Source organism: Streptomyces sp. CA-278952 (assembly GCF_028747205.1).
Taxonomy (GTDB): Bacteria; Actinomycetota; Actinomycetes; order Streptomycetales; family Streptomycetaceae; genus Streptomyces.
In genome coordinates this window covers 6,123,102-6,140,235 of the sequence record NZ_CP112880.1, presented here as the reverse complement: position 1 = coordinate 6,140,235, position 17,134 = coordinate 6,123,102, and the positions used below count along the sequence as shown (strand labels likewise).

Annotated in this window: 15 protein-coding genes; 7 read left to right on the top strand and 8 right to left on the bottom strand. The window is 70.1% G+C overall.

Annotated elements, in window-relative coordinates; translation table 11 throughout:
* Positions 1–10: 10 nt before the first annotated feature.
* Positions 11–1,282, bottom strand: a complete 1,272-nt coding sequence (locus tag N7925_RS27155) for an extracellular solute-binding protein (protein ID WP_274345448.1) — start codon at positions 1,280–1,282, stop codon at positions 11–13.
* 346 nt (positions 1,283–1,628) lie between these two features.
* On the opposite strand from N7925_RS27155, the gene N7925_RS27150 reads away from it, so the two are divergent.
* Positions 1,629–2,672 carry a LacI family DNA-binding transcriptional regulator gene (locus tag N7925_RS27150; protein ID WP_215105362.1) on the top strand — a complete coding sequence of 348 codons (1,044 nt, stop codon included), beginning with the start codon at positions 1,629–1,631 and terminating at the stop codon, positions 2,670–2,672.
* Between the two features lie 76 nt (positions 2,673–2,748).
* A complete protein-coding gene (locus tag N7925_RS27145; protein ID WP_274345447.1) occupies positions 2,749–3,729 on the top strand; it encodes a phosphatase PAP2 family protein in 981 nt (326 codons plus the stop codon).
* A gap of 246 nt (positions 3,730–3,975) precedes the next feature.
* On the opposite strand, the gene N7925_RS27140 is transcribed toward N7925_RS27145, so the two are convergent.
* From N7925_RS27140 to N7925_RS27130, 3 genes are all read right to left on the bottom strand, one after another.
* Positions 3,976–6,972: a bifunctional [glutamine synthetase] adenylyltransferase/[glutamine synthetase]-adenylyl-L-tyrosine phosphorylase gene (locus N7925_RS27140; protein WP_274345446.1), complete on the bottom strand. Its 2,997-nt coding sequence runs from the start codon at positions 6,970–6,972 to the stop codon at positions 3,976–3,978.
* Between the two features lie 86 nt (positions 6,973–7,058).
* Entirely contained in the window at positions 7,059–7,916 is an 858-nt protein-coding gene (locus tag N7925_RS27135) for a putative protein N(5)-glutamine methyltransferase (protein ID WP_265602033.1), read from the bottom strand.
* A gap of 268 nt (positions 7,917–8,184) precedes the next feature.
* Positions 8,185–9,684: an MFS transporter gene (locus N7925_RS27130; RefSeq protein WP_265604023.1), complete on the bottom strand. Its 1,500-nt coding sequence runs from the start codon at positions 9,682–9,684 to the stop codon at positions 8,185–8,187.
* Positions 9,685–9,900: 216 nt separating this feature from the next.
* Here N7925_RS27130 and N7925_RS27125 point away from each other — a divergent pair, with 216 nt between their 5' ends.
* Positions 9,901–10,512: an acyl-CoA-like ligand-binding transcription factor gene (locus N7925_RS27125; RefSeq protein ID WP_274345445.1), complete on the top strand. Its 612-nt coding sequence runs from the start codon at positions 9,901–9,903 to the stop codon at positions 10,510–10,512.
* A gap of 30 nt (positions 10,513–10,542) precedes the next feature.
* On the opposite strand, the gene N7925_RS27120 is transcribed toward N7925_RS27125, so the two are convergent.
* Complete coding sequence (locus N7925_RS27120) at positions 10,543–11,820, bottom strand: helix-turn-helix domain-containing protein (protein WP_274345444.1); 1,278 nt, start codon at positions 11,818–11,820, stop codon at positions 10,543–10,545.
* Between the two features lie 227 nt (positions 11,821–12,047).
* On the opposite strand from N7925_RS27120, the gene N7925_RS27115 reads away from it, so the two are divergent.
* Together N7925_RS27115 and N7925_RS27110 are read left to right on the top strand one after the other, a co-directional pair.
* Entirely contained in the window at positions 12,048–12,569 is a 522-nt protein-coding gene (locus N7925_RS27115) for an ATP-binding protein (protein WP_274345443.1), read from the top strand.
* A 79-nt stretch (positions 12,570–12,648) separates the two neighbouring features.
* A complete protein-coding gene (locus N7925_RS27110; protein ID WP_274345442.1) occupies positions 12,649–12,783 on the top strand; it encodes an albusnodin family lasso peptide in 135 nt (44 codons plus the stop codon).
* 212 nt (positions 12,784–12,995) lie between these two features.
* Here N7925_RS27110 and N7925_RS27105 read toward each other — a convergent pair whose 3' ends face one another.
* On the bottom strand, positions 12,996–13,775 hold the full coding sequence (locus tag N7925_RS27105) for a GntR family transcriptional regulator (protein ID WP_274345441.1): 780 nt from the start codon (positions 13,773–13,775) through the stop codon (positions 12,996–12,998).
* Positions 13,776–13,935: 160 nt separating this feature from the next.
* Here N7925_RS27105 and N7925_RS27100 point away from each other — a divergent pair, with 160 nt between their 5' ends.
* Positions 13,936–14,274, top strand: a complete 339-nt coding sequence (locus N7925_RS27100; protein WP_331618208.1) for a hypothetical protein — start codon at positions 13,936–13,938, stop codon at positions 14,272–14,274.
* Positions 14,275–14,489: 215 nt separating this feature from the next.
* Positions 14,490–14,786, top strand: coding sequence for a hypothetical protein (locus N7925_RS27095; protein ID WP_274345439.1), 297 nt, complete (start codon positions 14,490–14,492; stop codon positions 14,784–14,786).
* A gap of 157 nt (positions 14,787–14,943) precedes the next feature.
* Here N7925_RS27095 and N7925_RS27090 read toward each other — a convergent pair whose 3' ends face one another.
* Positions 14,944–15,240 carry a hypothetical protein gene (locus N7925_RS27090; protein ID WP_274345438.1) on the bottom strand — a complete coding sequence of 99 codons (297 nt, stop codon included), beginning with the start codon at positions 15,238–15,240 and terminating at the stop codon, positions 14,944–14,946.
* 336 nt (positions 15,241–15,576) lie between these two features.
* Positions 15,577–16,938: a type I glutamate--ammonia ligase gene (gene glnA / locus N7925_RS27085; RefSeq protein ID WP_003969536.1), complete on the bottom strand. Its 1,362-nt coding sequence runs from the start codon at positions 16,936–16,938 to the stop codon at positions 15,577–15,579.
* Positions 16,939–17,134: the final 196 nt, after the last annotated feature.

The following is a 17,134-nucleotide window of genomic DNA, read 5'->3' as shown; positions in this document are numbered from 1 at the left end:
AACCTTCCTGTTACTTCCAGCCCTCGAGGAGCTTGCGGTAGGAGTCGCCGGTGGCCTTGGCGGCCTTCTCCGGCGTGGTCTGGCCGGTGAGGACCTTGGTGTACTCGATGCGCAGCGGCTCGAAGAGGCTGCCGCCCTCGGGGATCCAGGGGCGCTCGACGGCGGTCTCGACGACCGGCTTGAAGAAGCCGACGATCTCGCTGTCCACGGCCTCCTGCTTGGCGTACGCGGAGGTGCGGGTGGGCAGCAGGTTCAGCTCGCCTGCGGCGGTGGCCTGGCTGTCCACGGAGGTCATGTACTCGACGAAGGCGTAGGAGGCGTCGAGGTTCTTGGAGCCGGCGTAGACGGCCAGGTTGTGGCCGCCCTGCGGGGCGCCCTGGGCGGCGGATCCGGCCGGGACCGGGGCGACGCCCAGGTTGTCCTTGTCCGTGAACTCACTGCCGGTCAGGGTGTCAGCGACGGCCCAGGGGCCGTTGATCATCATCGCGACGTCGCCGTTCTTGAACGACTGCATCATGTTCTCCCAGCCGTCCGAGGCATCCGTCTTCGCGGTGCCGTCGTCGACCAGGGCCTTGACCGCCTCGAACGCCTTGACGCCCTCGGGCTTGTCGATGGTGACGCTCTTGGAGGAGGCGTCGACCATGTCGCCGCCCTCGCCGTAGAGGAAGGAGAGGAAGTAGTACGGGTCGTCGCCGCGGAGGTAGAGGCCGGTCTTGCCGGTCTTGTCCTTGATCTTCTCGGCCACGGTCTTGAGGTCGTCCAGGTTGGCGGGCGCCTCGACGCCGGCCTCCTTGAACAGCTTCTTGTTGTAGAAGACGCCCATGGAGTCGATGACCTGCGGGACGGCGTACGTCTTGTCCTCGTACTTGGTGGACGCGACGGCCTGCTTGAGGAAGTCGTCCTGGTTCTTCAGGGCGGGGGTACCGTCCAGCGGGGCCAGGTAGCCGAGGTTGGCGAAGTCCGGCGTCCAGGCGACCTCGGAGCGGATCACGTCGGGGGCGCCGTCGCCGGCCTGGGCGGCGTTCTTGAACTTGTTCTGCGCCTCGCCGAAGGGCACGTTGACGTACTTGACGTCGACCTTCGGGTGCTTCTTCTCGAAGCCCTCGGCCAGCTTCTTGAAGACCTTGTCCTCGCTGCCGACGCTGGAGGTGTCCCACCAGGTCACCGTGCCGGAGAGCTCGCCCGAGCTCTTGCCGCCGCCGGACTTCTCGTCGCTGCCACAGGCGGTCGCCGCGAGCGCCAGGGCCGCGACCAGGGCGGTGGCCGTTATGCCACGTCGCATCTGAACTCCTTCAACTGCCGTACCGCTCCGTCGCGGCGCCGGGTCGACGTGAACGTAACAAGGATGAAAGACGACCGAAAGACCTTGCGGAAGATTTCTGCAAGGCTTGGTGATCGTTACATTCGCGTGTCCTCAAGGTTGCCGTCAAGCCCCTTGACGAGAGCCACTCATCCCTGGCAGGGGCAGGTGGGACACGGCATATCCGCAGTGCGACGATCCGACCGCAGCCCGCGATCCGGGGCCGCAAGTCCTTGCAAGGCGTTGCCGGAGAACCCTCCGCCACCCTCCTCCGCACCACCTCGCGCACGGTGGGCAATCCGACACGGGCCCGGTACAGTCCCATCCCATGACCGCACGGCTTGCCGATATCGCAACTCAGGCGGGGGTCAGCGAAGCAACGGTCAGCCGGGTCCTGAACGGCAAGCCCGGAGTCGCGGCGACCACCCGCGAATCCGTCCTCGCGGCGCTCGACGTGCTGGGGTACGAACGCCCGGTGCGGCTGCGCAGGCGCAGCGCGGGACTGGTCGGCCTGATCACCCCGGAGCTGGAGAACCCGATCTTCCCGGCGCTGGCGCAGGTCATCGGCCAGGCGCTGACCCGGCAGGGCTACACCCCGGTGCTCGCGACCCAGACCCCCGGCGGCTCCACCGAGGACGAACTCACCGAAATGCTGGTGGACCGGGGCGTTTCCGGCATCATCTTCGTCTCCGGGCTGCACGCGGACACCTCCGCCGATATGCAGCGCTACGAGCAACTGCGCGGCCAGGGAGTCCCGTTCGTCCTGGTGAACGGCTTCTCCGCCAAGGTGCAGGCGCCGTTCATCTCCCCGGACGACCGGGCGGCGATGCGCCTCGCGGTGACGCATCTGGTGGCGCTCGGCCACACCCGTATCGGCCTGGCGGTCGGTCCCAAGCGCTTCGTGCCGGTGCTCCGCAAGATCGAGGGCTTCCACGCGACGATGCGGGAGCAGCTCGGCCTCGCACCGGACGAGGTGGAGGAGTTGATCCAGCACTCCCTGTACACGCTGGAGGGCGGCCAGGCCGCCGCCTCCGCCCTGATGGAGCGCGGCTGCACGGCGGTCGTGTGCGCGAGCGACATGATGGCGCTCGGGGCGATCCGGGCGGCCCGCCGGCTTTCCAAGGATGTGCCGCGCGATCTCTCGGTCGTGGGCTATGACGACTCGCCGCTCATAGCGTTCACGGACCCGCCGCTGACGACGATCCGGCAGCCGGTGACGGCGATGGGCCAGGCCGCCGTCCGCACGCTCCTGGAGGAGATCGGCGGAACCCCCGCACCGCACAGCGAGTTCGTCTTCATGCCCGAGCTGGTGGTTCGCGGCTCGACGGCCTCGGGCCCCGCAGGCGGCTCAGGGTCGCCCTCTCGTCCTTGAGAAGCAGAATGTGCGACCGGAACCCGACCGGAGGATGATCGGGGGCAGGGGAATCACTATGGAAGACTCTCTGCCTATGGGTGAAACACAGGTGACCACGCACGAAGGCCGGTCGACGGCCGATCCTTCACCCATCGCGGCCCAAGCGGTCCCCGAAGCCGCCACCGCGTCCATCACTCCCCCGGCTTCCGGGAAGACCGGCCGACTGCTCGCCCGGCTCCACTCCCTGCGGATGCCCCGCCGCCCCCGGCTCTGGTTCGAGATCCTGCTCATCGCGGTCAGTTACTGGCTGTATTCGCTCGTGCGCAATGCCGTTCCGGAGCAGAAGGCCCAGGCGCTGCGCAACGCGGACTGGATCTGGGCGGCGGAGAAGTCGCTGGGTCTCGCCTTCGAGGAAACGGTCAATCACGCGGTCAATTCCGTGACATGGCTGATCGTGTCGATGAACTACTACTACGCGACACTGCACTTCATCGTGACCATCGGCGTCCTCGTCTGGCTGTTCCGCCGCCACCCGGGCCGTTACGCGGCGACGCGGCTGGTCCTCTTCGCGACGACGGGCGTGGCCCTGCTCGGCTACTACCTCTACCCGCTGGCGCCACCCCGTCTGATGAACGGCGCGAACTTCATCGACACCGTGCTCCTGCACGAGACGTGGGGCTCGATGGCCTCGGGCAACTTCAAGAACATGTCGAACCAGTACGCGGCGATGCCGTCGATGCACATCGGCTGGTCGCTCTGGTGCGGCCTGACGATCTTCGCCCTGGCCTCGGCGCCCTGGGCCCGCATCCTGGGCCTGCTCTACCCGACGCTCACCCTGGTCGTCATCGTGGCCACCGCCAACCACTTCTGGCTGGACGCGGTGGGCGGCATGGCCTGCCTCGCGTTCGGCTACGCGGTCTCCCGCGTCTGGTACGGCTCACTGCCGCACCGCCTGCCGAAGTGGGTGCCGGCCGGCAAGAGCCGCCTGACCGGCCTGCGGACCAGACTCCCCCGCCCGGCATCGGAGCCGGACCCGGAGCCCGCACCGCAGACGGCGGGCTCGCGTAGCGCGTAGCGCGTAGCGCCGGACCAGACCATTTCCAGCCCGTCCGGCGCTTGAGGACGTCCTTTCCAGCCGTCCGGCGCTTGAGGACATCTTTCCCAGCCCCTCCGGCGTTTGAGGAGCGGGGTCCGGGGCGGAGCCCCGCATCCAGCCCGTCCGGCGCTTGAGGACGTCTTCTCCAGCCCCTCCGGCGCTTGAGGAGCGGGGCCCGGGGCGGAGCCCCGAGAGGCCCCGGGGCCGAGCCCCGGGAGCACGCCCTCAGGACGCCGCCCCGTAGAACCGCTCCTCCACCACCGCCCGCGCCCGCCGCGTAATCCGCCGGTAGTCGTCCAACATGTCCCCGACATGCCCCGGCTCGTACCCCAGGTACCGCCCGACCGCCGCCACCTCCCGCGGGTCGGACGGAAACGTGTCGCCCGGCCGCCCCCGCACCAGCATCACCGCGTTGCGGACCCGCGTCGCCAGGACCCACGCCTCGTCCAGCGTCTGCGCGTCATCCGCCGGAATCAGCCGCGCCGCACACGCGGCGGCCAGCGCCTCACGCGTACGCGTCGTACGCAGCCCCGGCTCCGCCCACCCGTGCTGCAGCTGCATCAGCTGCACGGTCCACTCGACGTCGCTCAGCCCGCCCCGCCCCAGCTTCATGTGGAGCGTGGGGTCCGCGCCGCGCGGCATCCGTTCGGACTCCATCCGCGCCTTGAGCCTGCGGATCTCCCGTACGGCGTCCTCGCCGAGCCCTTCCACCGGATACCGCAGCGGATCGACCAGCTCGATGAAGTCGCGCCCCAGCTCCTCGTCGCCCGCCACCGGCTCGGCCCGCAGCAGCGCCTGACTCTCCCAGGCCAGCGACCAGCGCCGGTAGTAGGCCTCGTACGACTTCAGCGTGCGGACCAGCGGCCCGCTCTTGCCCTCCGGGCGCAGGTCGGCGTCGATCAGCAGTGGCGGATCGGCGGTCGGCAGCTGAAGCAGCCGACGCATCTCTCCGATGACCGTGTTGGCGGCCCGGGCCGCCTCCTCGTCGCTCACGCCCTCGCGCGGCCGGTGGACGAAGAGGACGTCGGCGTCGGAGCCGTAACTCAGCTCGTGCCCGCCGAAGCGGCCCATGCCGATGACGGCGAACCGGGTCGGCAGGGTGTCGCCCCACTGCGCGCGGACGGCGGCCCGCAGCGCACCCGCGACGGTGACGGCGTTGAGGTCGCTGACGGCCGAGCCGACGCGGTCGACGAGGGCCCCGTGATCCTGCTCGGCGGGGTTGTCCTCGGTGCCGTACGAGCCGATGAGATCGGCGGCCGTCGTACGGAACAGCTCGCGGCGGCGCACCCCCCGCACCACCGCGACGGCCGACTCCGCGTCCCCGGCACGCCCCACCGCGGCCAGCACCTCCTGCTCCAGGTGGGCCCGGGTGCGGGGCGTGAGCCCCTCCGGGTCGCCGAGGATCGCCACCGCCTCCGGGGCCCGCATCAGCAGGTCCGGGGCGAGGCGGCCCGCGGAGAGGACCCGGGCGAGGTTCTCCGCTGCGGCGCCCTCGTCACGCAGGAGCCGCAGATACCACGGGGTCTTGCCGAGCGCGTCGGACACCTTGCGGAAGCCGAGGAGCCCGGCGTCCGGGTCGGCGGAGTCCGCGAACCAGCCGAGCAGCACCGGCAGCAGGGTGCGCTGGATGGCGGCCTTGCGGGAGACCCCGGAGGAGAGGGCCTCCAGGTGCCGCAGGGCGGCCGCCGGGTCGGCGTACCCGAGGGCCTCCAGGCGGATCGCGGCGGCCTTCGCGCTGAGCCGGGACTCGGCGGGGGCCAGCTGGGCGACGGCGTCCAGCAGCGGCCGGTAGAAGATCTTCTCGTGCAGCCGCCGTACGACGGAGGCGTGCCGCTTCCACGCCTTGTTCAGCTCGGTCACCGGGTCGGTGCGCATCCCGAGCGACCGGCCGAGCCGCCGCAGGTCCGCCTCGTCCTCGGGGACGAGGTGGGTGCGGCGCAGCCGGTAGAGCTGGATGCGGTGCTCCATGGAGCGCAGGAAGCGGTACGCCTCGTCGAGCTGGGCGGCGTCCGCGCGCCCCACGTACCCGCCCTCGGCGAGCGCCCGCAGCGCCTCGAGGGTGGAGCCGCTGTGCAGGGAGGCGTCGCTGCGCCCGTGCACCAGCTGGAGGAGCTGCACCGCGAACTCGACGTCGCGCAGTCCGCCGGGGCCGAGCTTCAGCTCCCGCTCGATCCGGTCGGCGGGGATGTTGTCGACGACACGGCGGCGCATCTTCTGCACGTCGGGCACGAAGTTCTCCCGGTCGGCGGCCCCCCAGACGAGCGGCGACACCGCCTCGACGTACTCCGCGCCCAGCCCGGGGTCGCCGGCCACCGCGCGGGCCTTCAGCAGGGCCTGGAACTCCCAGGTCTTGGCCCAGCGCTGGTAGTAGGCGAGGTGGGAGCTGAGGGTGCGCACGAGCGGCCCGTTGCGGCCCTCGGGACGGAGGTTGGCGTCGACCTCCCAGATGGTGCCCTCGGCGGTGGTCTCGGAGCAGATCCTCATCATGTGGGCGGCCAGCCGGGTGGCGGCCTGCATGGCTTCGGTCTCGTCCGCCCCGTCGCGCGCCTCCCCGACGAAGATCACGTCGACGTCGGAGACGTAGTTCAGCTCGCGCCCGCCGCACTTGCCCATCGCGACGACGGCGAGCCGGCACCGGGCCGCGTCCTCGGGTGCGGCCGTCCGGGCGATGGCGAGAGCGGCGCGCAGGGTGGCGGTGGCGAGGTCGGCCAGTTCGGCGGCGGTCTGCGCCAGGTCGGTGGTCCCGCACACGTCCCGGGCGGCGAGGGTGAGCAGACACCGGCGGTAGGCGACCCGCAGGGAGTCCGGGTCGACGGCGTCCGCGAGCCCTCGCTCGAACTCGGCGACCCCGGGGTTCAGGTCGACCGCCTCGTACGTGACGAGCGCCTGCCAGTCGCGGGGGTGCCGGGCCAGGTGGTCGCCGAGCGCCTCCGAGGCGCCGAGGACCCCGAGGAGCCGGTCGCGCAGGGGCTTGGCGGTGACGAGGGTGCCGAGCAGCACCTGCCGCTCGCTCTCCGTCTCGGCCTCGGCGATCCGGACCAGGCCGCGCAGGGCCAGATCCGGGTCGGCGGTGGCCCCGAGCGCCTCCAGGAGGACGGGATCGGACCGTACGGAGGCCAGCGCGTCCAGGTTGAGGAGCTGGTCCGCGGCGGACGGGTCGGTGAATCCGTGCCGCAGCAGCCTGGTGAACGTACTGCTTCTGCGCCCCGGCGCCGTCGTCATTCCGTGCTCTCCCGCCAGCCGAACCGAACCGTGTCCCCGTACGTCGCCCCGGCGCGGCTCCGTCGCCACCCCGGGGCCCTCCGAGCCTAGTCCTGTGCCGGCGGATTCGGGGCGGTGACCGGGTCCCCCCACGGAGAAAACCCCAGGTGTTCCGCTGCTCCGGCGGGGGCCGTCCCGACGAGGACGGTGGCGTACAACTCCTCGGAGACCAGGACCCGGGGACTCAGCCCGGCGGCGCGCAGGACCTCGACCGCCGTGTCCCGCTGCCGCTCGCTCGCCTCCACGAGCAGGCTGCCGCCGGGTGCGAGCCACCGGGGCGCTTCGGCGGCGACCCGGCGCATGACGTCGAGCCCGTCGCCGCCCCCGTCCAGGGCGACGCGGGGTTCATGGATGCGGGCCTCGGCGGGCAGCAGCTCGACGTCGCCGGTGGGGACGTACGGCACGTTGGCGAGCAGCACGTCGACCCGGCCGCGCAAGGTGGCGGGCAGCGGGGCGAACAGGTCGCCCTCGTAGACGTGCCCCAGGTCGCCGACGTTGCGCCGGGCGCAGCGCACGGCGACGGGTTCGACGTCGCAGGCGTGCAGTTCGGCCGCGTCCGAAGCGGAGGCGAGGGCGACGCCGAGCGCACCGGAGCCGCAGCAGAGGTCGACGACGACGGCCCGGCGGGGCGCGAGGGCGGCGGCCTGCGCGACCAGGAACTCCGTACGGCGGCGGGGCACGAAGACGCCCGCGTCCACGGCGAAGCGGCGGCCGTGGAAATCGGCCCAGCCCAGGACGTGTTCGAGCGGCAGCCCGGCGGCGCGGCGCTCGACGAGGGAGGACAGCTCATCGACGGACGCGGCGGCCTCGTGGAGGAGACTGGCCTCGTCCTCGGCGAAGACACAGCCGGCGCGGCGAAGGGCCAGGACGGTGGAGGAGAGGGAACTCAATGGGTGAACCGGCATACGAGCGAAGCCTTTCGGGAAAACCGATGGGCGCTCCGCGATCGACTTATGCCGTCCGGTCGACTGCTGCCGGTCGTACGACGCGATCGCGCGGGGTGAGCACCCAGCCTGATCCAGCGGTAATGGGTCTCACCTCCTCGGTCGATCTCGTCGATCCCCGTGGCGTACGGGGGTGGTAACACTACAACAGCCCGCTCCGGCGCCCGTACGGGGCGCGAGAACGGGCTGTTGGCCCGGATCCGGGGTCGCTGTCCTACAGATCGACGCCCTACAGATCGACGCTGTCCCGCAGCTTGGTGGGCGTCAGGAACAGGGAGGCGATCACACCGATCACGGCGATGCCGGCCGAGATGAGGAAGATGTGGCCGGTGGCCTCCCCGTACGCGGCCCGGACGACGTCCTGGACCTGCGGCGGCATGGCGGCGACGTTGAGGGTGGAGCCGCTGGAGCCGGACGCGGCCGGGTCGACGCCGAGCTTCGTCAGCCCGTCGGTGATCCTGGTGGCGACCTGGTGGGCGAGGACCGCGCCGAGCACCGAGACGCCCATGGTGCCGCCGAGGGAGCGGAAGAAGGTGATCGCCCCGCTGGCCGCGCCGATCTCGCTGAGCGGGACGGTGTTCTGGAGGACGAGCACCAGGTTCTGCATCGACATGCCGACCCCGACGCCCACGCCCAGCATCCCCAGCGACACCAGGACGAGCGAGGTCCGGTGGTCGATGAAGGACAGCCCGAGGAAGCCGAGGGCGAGGACGATCACGCCCGCGACGATGAACGGCTTGACCTTGCCGGTCTTCGACACGAGGCGTCCGGCGACGGTCGAGGAGACGAGTACGCCGGCCATCAGCGGGATGGTGAGCAGCCCGGCCTCGGTGGGTGAGTAGCCCCGGCCGATCTGGAAGTACTGGCCGAGGAAGACCGCGCCGCCGAACATGGCCATGCCGACGGCGAGGCTGGCGACGATGGCGAGGGCGGGGTCCCGGCGGCGGACGACGTGCACCGGGACGACGGGCTCCTTGACCCGGGTCTCGACGAGAACGGCCGCACCGAGGATGAGCACGCTTCCGCCGACCATGAGGCCGCTCTGCCAGGAGATCCAGTCGAAGTCGGTGCCGACGAAGGTGACCCAGAGGAGCAGGAGGCTGACCCCGGCGGCGATCAGCGACGCGCCGAGGTAGTCGACCTTGGTGTCGGGCCTGCGGACCTCGGCGAGGTGCAGGGTACGGGCGAGGATCACGGAGGCGACCAGCGTGAAGGGCACGGCGATGAAGAAGCACCAGCGCCAGCCGAGCCAGGAGGCGTCGGTGATGAACCCGCCGAGCAGCGGCCCGCCGACGGTGGCGACGGCCATGACACCGCCGAGGTAACCGTTGTAGCGGCCGCGCTCCTTCGGGCTGATCATCGCGGCGATGATCACCTGGACGAGCACCTGGAGCGCGCCCATGCCGAGCCCCTGTACGGCGCGGAAGGCGATCAACTGCTCGGTGGACTGAGCGAATCCGCAGGCGACGGAGGAGACGACGAAGAGCCCGATGGCTATCTGGAGCAGCAGCTTCTTGGCGAACAGGTCGGCGAGCTTGCCCCAGATCGGGGTGGACGCCGTGGAGGCGAGCAGGGTCGCGGTGACGACCCAGGTGTACTGCGACTGCGTGCCGTCGAGGGACCCGATGATCTGCGGGAGCGCGACCGAGACCACGGTGCTGCTGATCATCGCCACGAACAGCACGATGAGCAGTCCGCTCAGGGCCCGCAGGACGTGCCGGTGGTCCATGGGTGCGGCGGCGGGGGCCCCGGCCGGGGCGGTGGCGGTGTCTGCTGCGCTCACGCGCAACCTCCGGAAAAGTTCGTACGAGAGGCCCGTACGGGGCGTCTGCGCCGGACGGCTGCGCGGGAAGCCCGTACGGGAGGGAGAAGACTTCACCATACATGCACACTGGGCAATTTTGCTCACTGCGCAACAATTACGCACCCGGGGGATAATGCCCCCATGGACAGCAGCACTGCAGGACCGGGGCCGGGACCGGGACTCCGGGAACGCAAGAAGGAAGCCACCCGGCAGGCCGTGCACGAGGCGACCCTGCGCCTGACGGTGGAGCACGGCTTCGACCAGGTGACGGTCGAGGCGGTGGCGGACGCGGCCGGCATCTCCCGCAGGACGTTCTCCAACTACTTCACCAACAAGGAGGACGCCCTCCTCTACGGCGAGGAGCAGCAGATCAGGGCCCTGGTCCGTACGGTGAGGGGCCGCCCCGCCGACGAACCCGCCTGGCCGGCCCTGCGCGCGGCGGTGGCCCAGTTCGCGGAACGCGTGGCACCCCCGGAGCGCGAGTGGGCGGTGCGCACACGGCTGGCGATGCGTCACCCCTCGCTGCTGGCCCGCCAGTTGGCCAACCACGCCACCCTGGAACGCGACCTGGCCGAAGCGGTGGCCGCCCGCCCCGGCCCGGCTTCGGCCCCGGTCCGCCCGATCGTCCTGGCGGCGGGCTTCCTCTCCTCGCTGCGGATCGCGATGCGCATGTGGATCGAGGAGGACCTGGCGCGGGAGCCGGCGGCGGTGATCGACGAGATTCTGGACGAGATGGGGCGGGGGTTCGCGTGAGGGCGGGGTTTTGGCCTTCTCCGTGACGCGTCAGCGGCTGGCCAGTGCCTCGCGCAACGTGTCCCCCGTACGTCCGGGAAGTGACTGGCACAACGACTCGACCCGGGAGCGCACCAAGCCGCCCCGGTAGGCAGAGGGAAGCTGACGCCAGACATCGAGGGCGAGGTCGGCCGCGGTGGCCGGATCGCCGTCCGCCCGGACACAGACCGCGCGATCGACGGCGACCAGCGCGCGGGTCATGACGGACGGAGCCTTGGTGAGCGCGAGTGCGGACTCCTGCTCGGCATACGCCTCGCGGGTCCGCCCCATGAGCGTGAACGCCTGGGAAAGGTGCACGTGGTGCTTCTGCGGCGGGTAGCCGAACCAGGTATCGGCCTCCTGCGCCGAATCGAGTCGCGCCGCGGTGGCGCGGGCGTCACCGACCGCTCGCAGCGCTCCCTCCCGGTCTCCGACGGAGGCGAGTGACCTCGCGGTCACGGCCGCAGCCAAGGCAGCGGCAGCACTCGGAGACCGGCCGGCTTCGGCTCGCGCTCGCATGGCCATCGCAGCGGCGGCATTCGGGGCTCCGTAGTTCAGCGGCACCATCGCGTGCCGACTGAGCACCCAGGCGAGCATGTGGCGATCGCCGGATTCGCGAGCGGCCTGCTCGGCCGTGGCGAACCAGCCGACCGCGTCCCGCTGCTCGCCTCGATCATGCTGGATGACAGCCACCAAGCCGGTGATGCCAGCGGCCGTGCGCGCCAGGTCTTTGCGCACCGCAGCCGGGTGAGGGCGGCCGAGAAGCTCCCGCAGCAGGTCGAGATCGACTTTCATCTGCTCCAGCACCTCATGGGGCGGACGCCCCCGATATCCACCGCGATGACGTTCGAATGCCCCGTTCAGATAGGCGAGATCGCTACCGTCCGAGGCGAACAGGCCCGCATTGATCCCCTGCCGCGCCTCCGAGATGTCCGGCACTCCCGCCATTCCCGTAACCGCCGCTGCCACGCCGAGGAACTTCCGTCGGTCCACTCCCGAGCCCTCCTCCCTCTTTTCTTGATCAATCAGCCGATGGAGCCTTCGATGGCGTCGGCTGACCACAACGGCACGAACGATTTCCTCCGTGGACCTGCCGTAGCACTCGGCCAACAGCGCGTGCCACATCGGTGTGGGCAGACGTCGTTCGGTCTCCCAGCGCTTCAGGTTCTCCGGGTCGAACCATTTCCCGCCCTGAGCAGCCTGTAACACCGACGCTTGTTCCTCACGCGTCAGACCAGCCGCTTCGCGGCTTCCCCTCAGCAGCGCCCCGATGCCATCCGGTGCCATCATGCCCGTCCCTCAAGCTTCTGGAAATTCGACGTCGAATTCTGGCCCCCCAAAGCGGCCCCCCGGCAGAAATTTGCACCACCGGATGGCCCACGACCGGCAGCCCGTAACGGAGTTGAGTAAACACCAGCAGGCGACGTACTGGCCGGATGGAACAAGCCTTTCCCGATGGCGGACATCCCATTCGAGTCCAGGTCGTATGTTCAGACGAAGGGTTATCCGTGAGGCATGTGAGCAGCCAAAGCTTCTTCTTGGTCCGCGCCCGCGCCTCGGCGGCGATCAGCCGTCGGCGGCTGGTCGAACTCGTCAGCACGTGGCGCCTGCCCGAGGACGAGGACAGCCACATGGCGATGACCACCGTGGTCTCGGAACTGGTCACCAATGCCGTCTCCCACGGGACCGGCGACATGCTCAGCGTGACCGTGCGCGCGGATCTCGGCAAGAGCAGGCTCTTGCTCGAAGTCCACGACAGCTCCCCAGTCCTGCCCCGGCTCCGCTGCCCGAGTCCTGACTCCGAAAGCGGCCGAGGCATGGTGCTGGTCGAGCATCTGTCGATCGCCTGCGGAGCCGAGAACACCGTACGGGGCAAGCGGGTCTGGGCAGAGCTGAGCTTGCCCCGGGAGCAGACGGGCCGACGGTGGGCCCTCGACCGTCTCGGCCCGCCGCACGCCATCGTCCAGCGGTTCCGCAACGCCTTCCGACCCCTCTTCCGTACGAGGTCCGGACAACCGGCAGCCGTCAGCGGTGGTTGACGGGCCGCCTGCACCGGGTCCGACCCGGTCTGTCCGACCCGGCACCAAGTCACCCGTCCCTTAACCAGAAGGAGAGAACATGGACCCGCTTCAGACCACGGAGCACACCGACGAGATGGACCTGCTCCCCGTCGAGATCGGTGAAGCGACCGTGCTCACCGAGGGCCAGGGCGGCGGCCAGAGCGAGGACAAGCGCCGCGCCTACAACAGCTAATTCCTGCTCTGTGGGTGCGGGCCCCGGCGTCCGCACCCACAGAAGCGTCCTCGACTGAGGCGGGCTACTGGCTCGGCGGGGTCTGCGATGAACTCCTGATGGACGCGCTGGCCTCGGAGTTCACCGGGCCGTCGGTCATCACGGCCTGAACCGCAGAGAGCGAGGGCCTGAGGAGGCGGGCGCGGCGGGACACGGCCCCCTCGGCACCCGCCTCAGGAGTCCGGCTGGTCGGAGTCCGGCTGGTCGACGCGGATCTCGTAGGCGATCTCCCAGCGGATGTCCGGCACGATGATGTCGGCCGTCTCCACGGGGCGCCCCTCGCGGTCGAAGTACGTGCGCTCCACCTCGATGACCAGGTCACCGATGGTGATCCCGAGCAGATTCGCCTGTTCCCGCGTGGCGCGGGCCGGGCGGGGAAGCTCGATGCCGGTGGCGATGTTCACGCCGATCGACCGCATCCGCTCCACAACGCCGATCTTGCCGTGCGGACCCATCTCGGGGAGCAGGATCGGGGTGCCGTCGGTGATGGCCATCGGCTCCCAGCTCTTGGCGAGTTGTACGGGCAGGCCGTCGGCGAGGAACTCGTAGTCGGTCACGACGCAGAGGTCGCCGGGATCGATCGCCAGCCGTTCGGCGATGTCCTCCGGCGCGGGAACGCGTGCCGTGCTGGTGCACTCCCAGTCGGCCTCGTGGTCGAGCTCGCTCATGTCCGAGACGAAGGGGCTGTTGCCGCGCTGCTCACGGTGGCGCGAGCGGACCATGCGCCGGCGCTCTCGGGCCCGGCGGACGTAGGTGCCGGAGCCGGCGCGACCTTCGAGGATGCCCTCGATGATCAGGCGCTCCATGGCCCGCTGCGCCACGGACTGACCGACGCCGTACTCCTCCGCGAACCGGGCCCGGGACGGCAGCTTGTCCCCCACTGCCCATTCACCGGCCCGGATACGAGCCCGCAGAGCATCCGCCACCTGCAAGTACGGCGTATCACGTGGCATTTGAGCAGCTCCGTGTGTTCGGCGTCGATAGGGGCGTCGCTGTTGACAAAGCTAACCCATCAGGTTGAAGCTGAATATTCAGCATTACATGGAGTGACATTCGGTTCATCAGGGGAGAAGTGTGCGCTCTGCACAAGCGCGGGTCGCGGCGCTGACCGGCATGCTCGCCGCCGCCACGGGCACCGAACCGCGCGTCACCACCGGTCTGGACACCTTCCGCGTCGAGGCCGATCTCCCCTCCGAGTTGAGCGCGACCGCGCACTCGGCCGTCCTGGCCGCCCTGGCCACGGCGGACCGCTACGGCCACACGCTCAACCGCACCGCCGAATACGTGTGGGCCGAGATCAGCAGAGAGGCGAACGTGACCACGACCGAATCCCCGGACACGGCGTACCGTGCCCTGCTCGGCCACACCATGACCTGCGCCGCGTGCCGGACCGGCACGATCTGCCCCGACGCGACGAAGCTCGTCCGCGTCTGGCGGGAGACCCGCCGATGAGGCGCGGTTCAGCGCGCCGGCACGCACGGCCGCGGCCACGGCGGACCGACGGCGCACGGCCGGGCGAACCCCCTGATCCGGCCCGGCCCCGGCCGTCCACTCCTCGGCGGAACAACGGCCGGGCCGGGTCGGTTGCCAGCACCCCCTCACCAGAGACGGAGGCACCTGATGCGCAGGACCCACCAGGCGTTACCGGCACCACCCGGGAGGCCAGGATGATCGCCCTCTCCATGACGGACGTCCTCGACTGCGAGGCGTGCTGGAACGCCCCGGTCACCGCCGCCCGCCATACCCCCACCGGCCGCGACCTGCTCTGCGAAGAGTGCGCGGAGGGCGACTACCCGCGACGCGTCGACCTCTTCCCGCCGTTCGGCATCTACGGCCTGACGCCCCGAAAGGTCCTGAACGACGGCAAACACGGCAGCGGCCCCCCGAAGACCCCGCCGAACCCGGGCCCTCCCCTCCCGAACCCGCCACCGGCGCCATCACCGCGGGGTACGCCGCCGGTTTAGCCCTTCCGGCCACGCCTGGCCCGCGCCCGCCCCGGATGGCGAAGATCCGGCCCGCCACCTTCCACCGCAGGCTCGACCGCGCCCCGGACCGGTCGATCCTGTGGTGGGTCGCCAAAGGGTTCGGACGCGAAATGCCATCCCTGAGCATTTCCGAGGGTCAGGCCACAGTGCGGCGACGGGCGCGGAGGAGCGCAAGGCCCTTCACGGCATAGACGGCGATCATGAGGACGAAGCCGGCGAGAAGGAGCCAGACCCAGGAGGCCGCCACTGCGAGACTCAGCACCAGGCCGGTCATGAACATCAAGGTACTGACGGCGTCCAGCAGTTCGAGACGTGCCATGGAGCGCACGGCGCGATCGGATTCGCGCAACCGGCGAACAATCCGGACAAGAGCGGCCGCCTGCAAGACGGCAAAGCCGAGAACGGCCCAGAGGAACCAGTCGGGTATGTCCACGCCACGGACTGTATCGCCCGCTCGCGACCTCGGGACCAGAATCCGGGCAGATGGGCAGGCAGAGGGCGGGCCGCCCGGCATCAGGAGAACACGTCGAGGCCGAAGGCCCGCGCCCCGAGCCCGCATCCAGCGGCCCGATCCCGCATCTGTCGGCCCGATCGCGGTGCCGGGCGAGGAATCCCGCCTGGCACCGCCACTACAGCACCGGCAGCAGGCGCCAGCTCCGGGCCTGACGGCCCCTGGACCGACCAGAGTTGCTCATGACTGCGGGCGGGTCCCCTCGGTTCAACCGAGGCGACCCGCCCGCAGTACGTTCCCTGCACTGCTGACCTGCGGTTACAGCACCGGCAGCAGGTTCTTCAGCTCGAAGGCCGTGACCTCGCTGCGGTACTCCTCCCACTCCTGCTTCTTGTTGCGGAGGAAGAAGTCGAAGACGTGCTCGCCCAGCGTCTCGGCGACCAGTTCGCTCTTCTCCATCAGCGAGATCGCCTCGCCCAGGTTCTGCGGGAGCGGCTCGATGCCCATCGCCCGGCGTTCGGCGTCGGAGAGGGCCCAGACATCGTCGTCGGCGCCGGCCGGGAGTTCGTAGCCTTCCTCGATGCCCTTGAGGCCCGCGGCGAGCAGGACCGCGTAGGTGAGGTACGGGTTGGCGCCGGAGTCGATGGAGCGGACCTCGACGCGGGCCGAGCCGGTCTTGCCGGGCTTGTACATCGGGACGCGGATGAGGGCGGAGCGGTTGTTGTGGCCCCAGCAGATGTACGAAGGGGCCTCGCCGCCCGCGCCGGCCGCGCGGGAGGAGCCGCCCCAGATGCGCTTGTAGGAGTTGACCCACTGGTTGGTGACGGCCGAGATCTCCGCCGCGTGCGTCAGCAGGCCCGCGATGAAGGAGCGGCCCACCTTGGAAAGCTGGTACTCCGCGCCCGACTCGTAGAAGGCGTTGCGGTCGCCCTCGAAGAGGGAGAGGTGGGTGTGCATGCCCGAACCCGGGTACTCGGAAAACGGCTTCGGCATGAACGTGGCCTGCACGCCCTGCTCCAGCGCCACCTGCTTCATCACCAGACGGAACGTCATGATGTTGTCCGCCGTGGAGAGCGCGTCCGCGTACCGCAGGTCGATCTCCTGCTGGCCGGGGGCGCCCTCGTGGTGGCTGAACTCGACCGAGATGCCCATCGATTCGAGCATGGTGATCGCCTGGCGGCGGAAGTCCATGCCGACGTTCTGCGGCGTGTGGTCGAAGTAGCCCGAGCTGTCCGCCGGGGTCGGGCGGGTGCCGTCGACCGGCTTGTTCTTCAGCAGGAAGAACTCGATCTCGGGGTGCGTGTAGAAGGTGAAGCCGAGGTCGGACGTCTTGGCGAGGATGCGCTTGAGGACGTAGCGCGGGTCCGCGAAGGACGGGGAGCCGTCCGGCATCAGGATGTCGCAGAACATCCGCGCGGTGCCGGGGGCCTCCGCGCGCCACGGCAGGATCTGGAAGGTGCCCGGGTCCGGCTTGGCGATCATGTCCGATTCGTACACTCGGGCGAAACCCTCGATCGCCGAGCCGTCGAAGCCGATGCCCTCGTCGAACGCCTGCTCCAGCTCGGCCGGAGCCACGGCGACGGACTTGAGGAACCCGAGGACGTCGGTGAACCACAGCCGCACGAAGCGGATGTCGCGCTCCTCAAGGGTCCTGAGGACGAATTCCTGCTGCTTGTCCATTGCCACATCCTTGCAGTTCAGACGGTCCGTGCTCCACCGCCCGGGGTAGGGGGACACTTCAGTATCGCGACCCGGGATTTCCCCCAGATTACGCACACGGTGTGAGAGAGAGCACTCGGCCACCCACTACGATCGGCGACCGTGGCGCACGGGGGCGGCAGCCGAGCAGTGGCCGGCTTTCCGCCTGGCTTCCCTC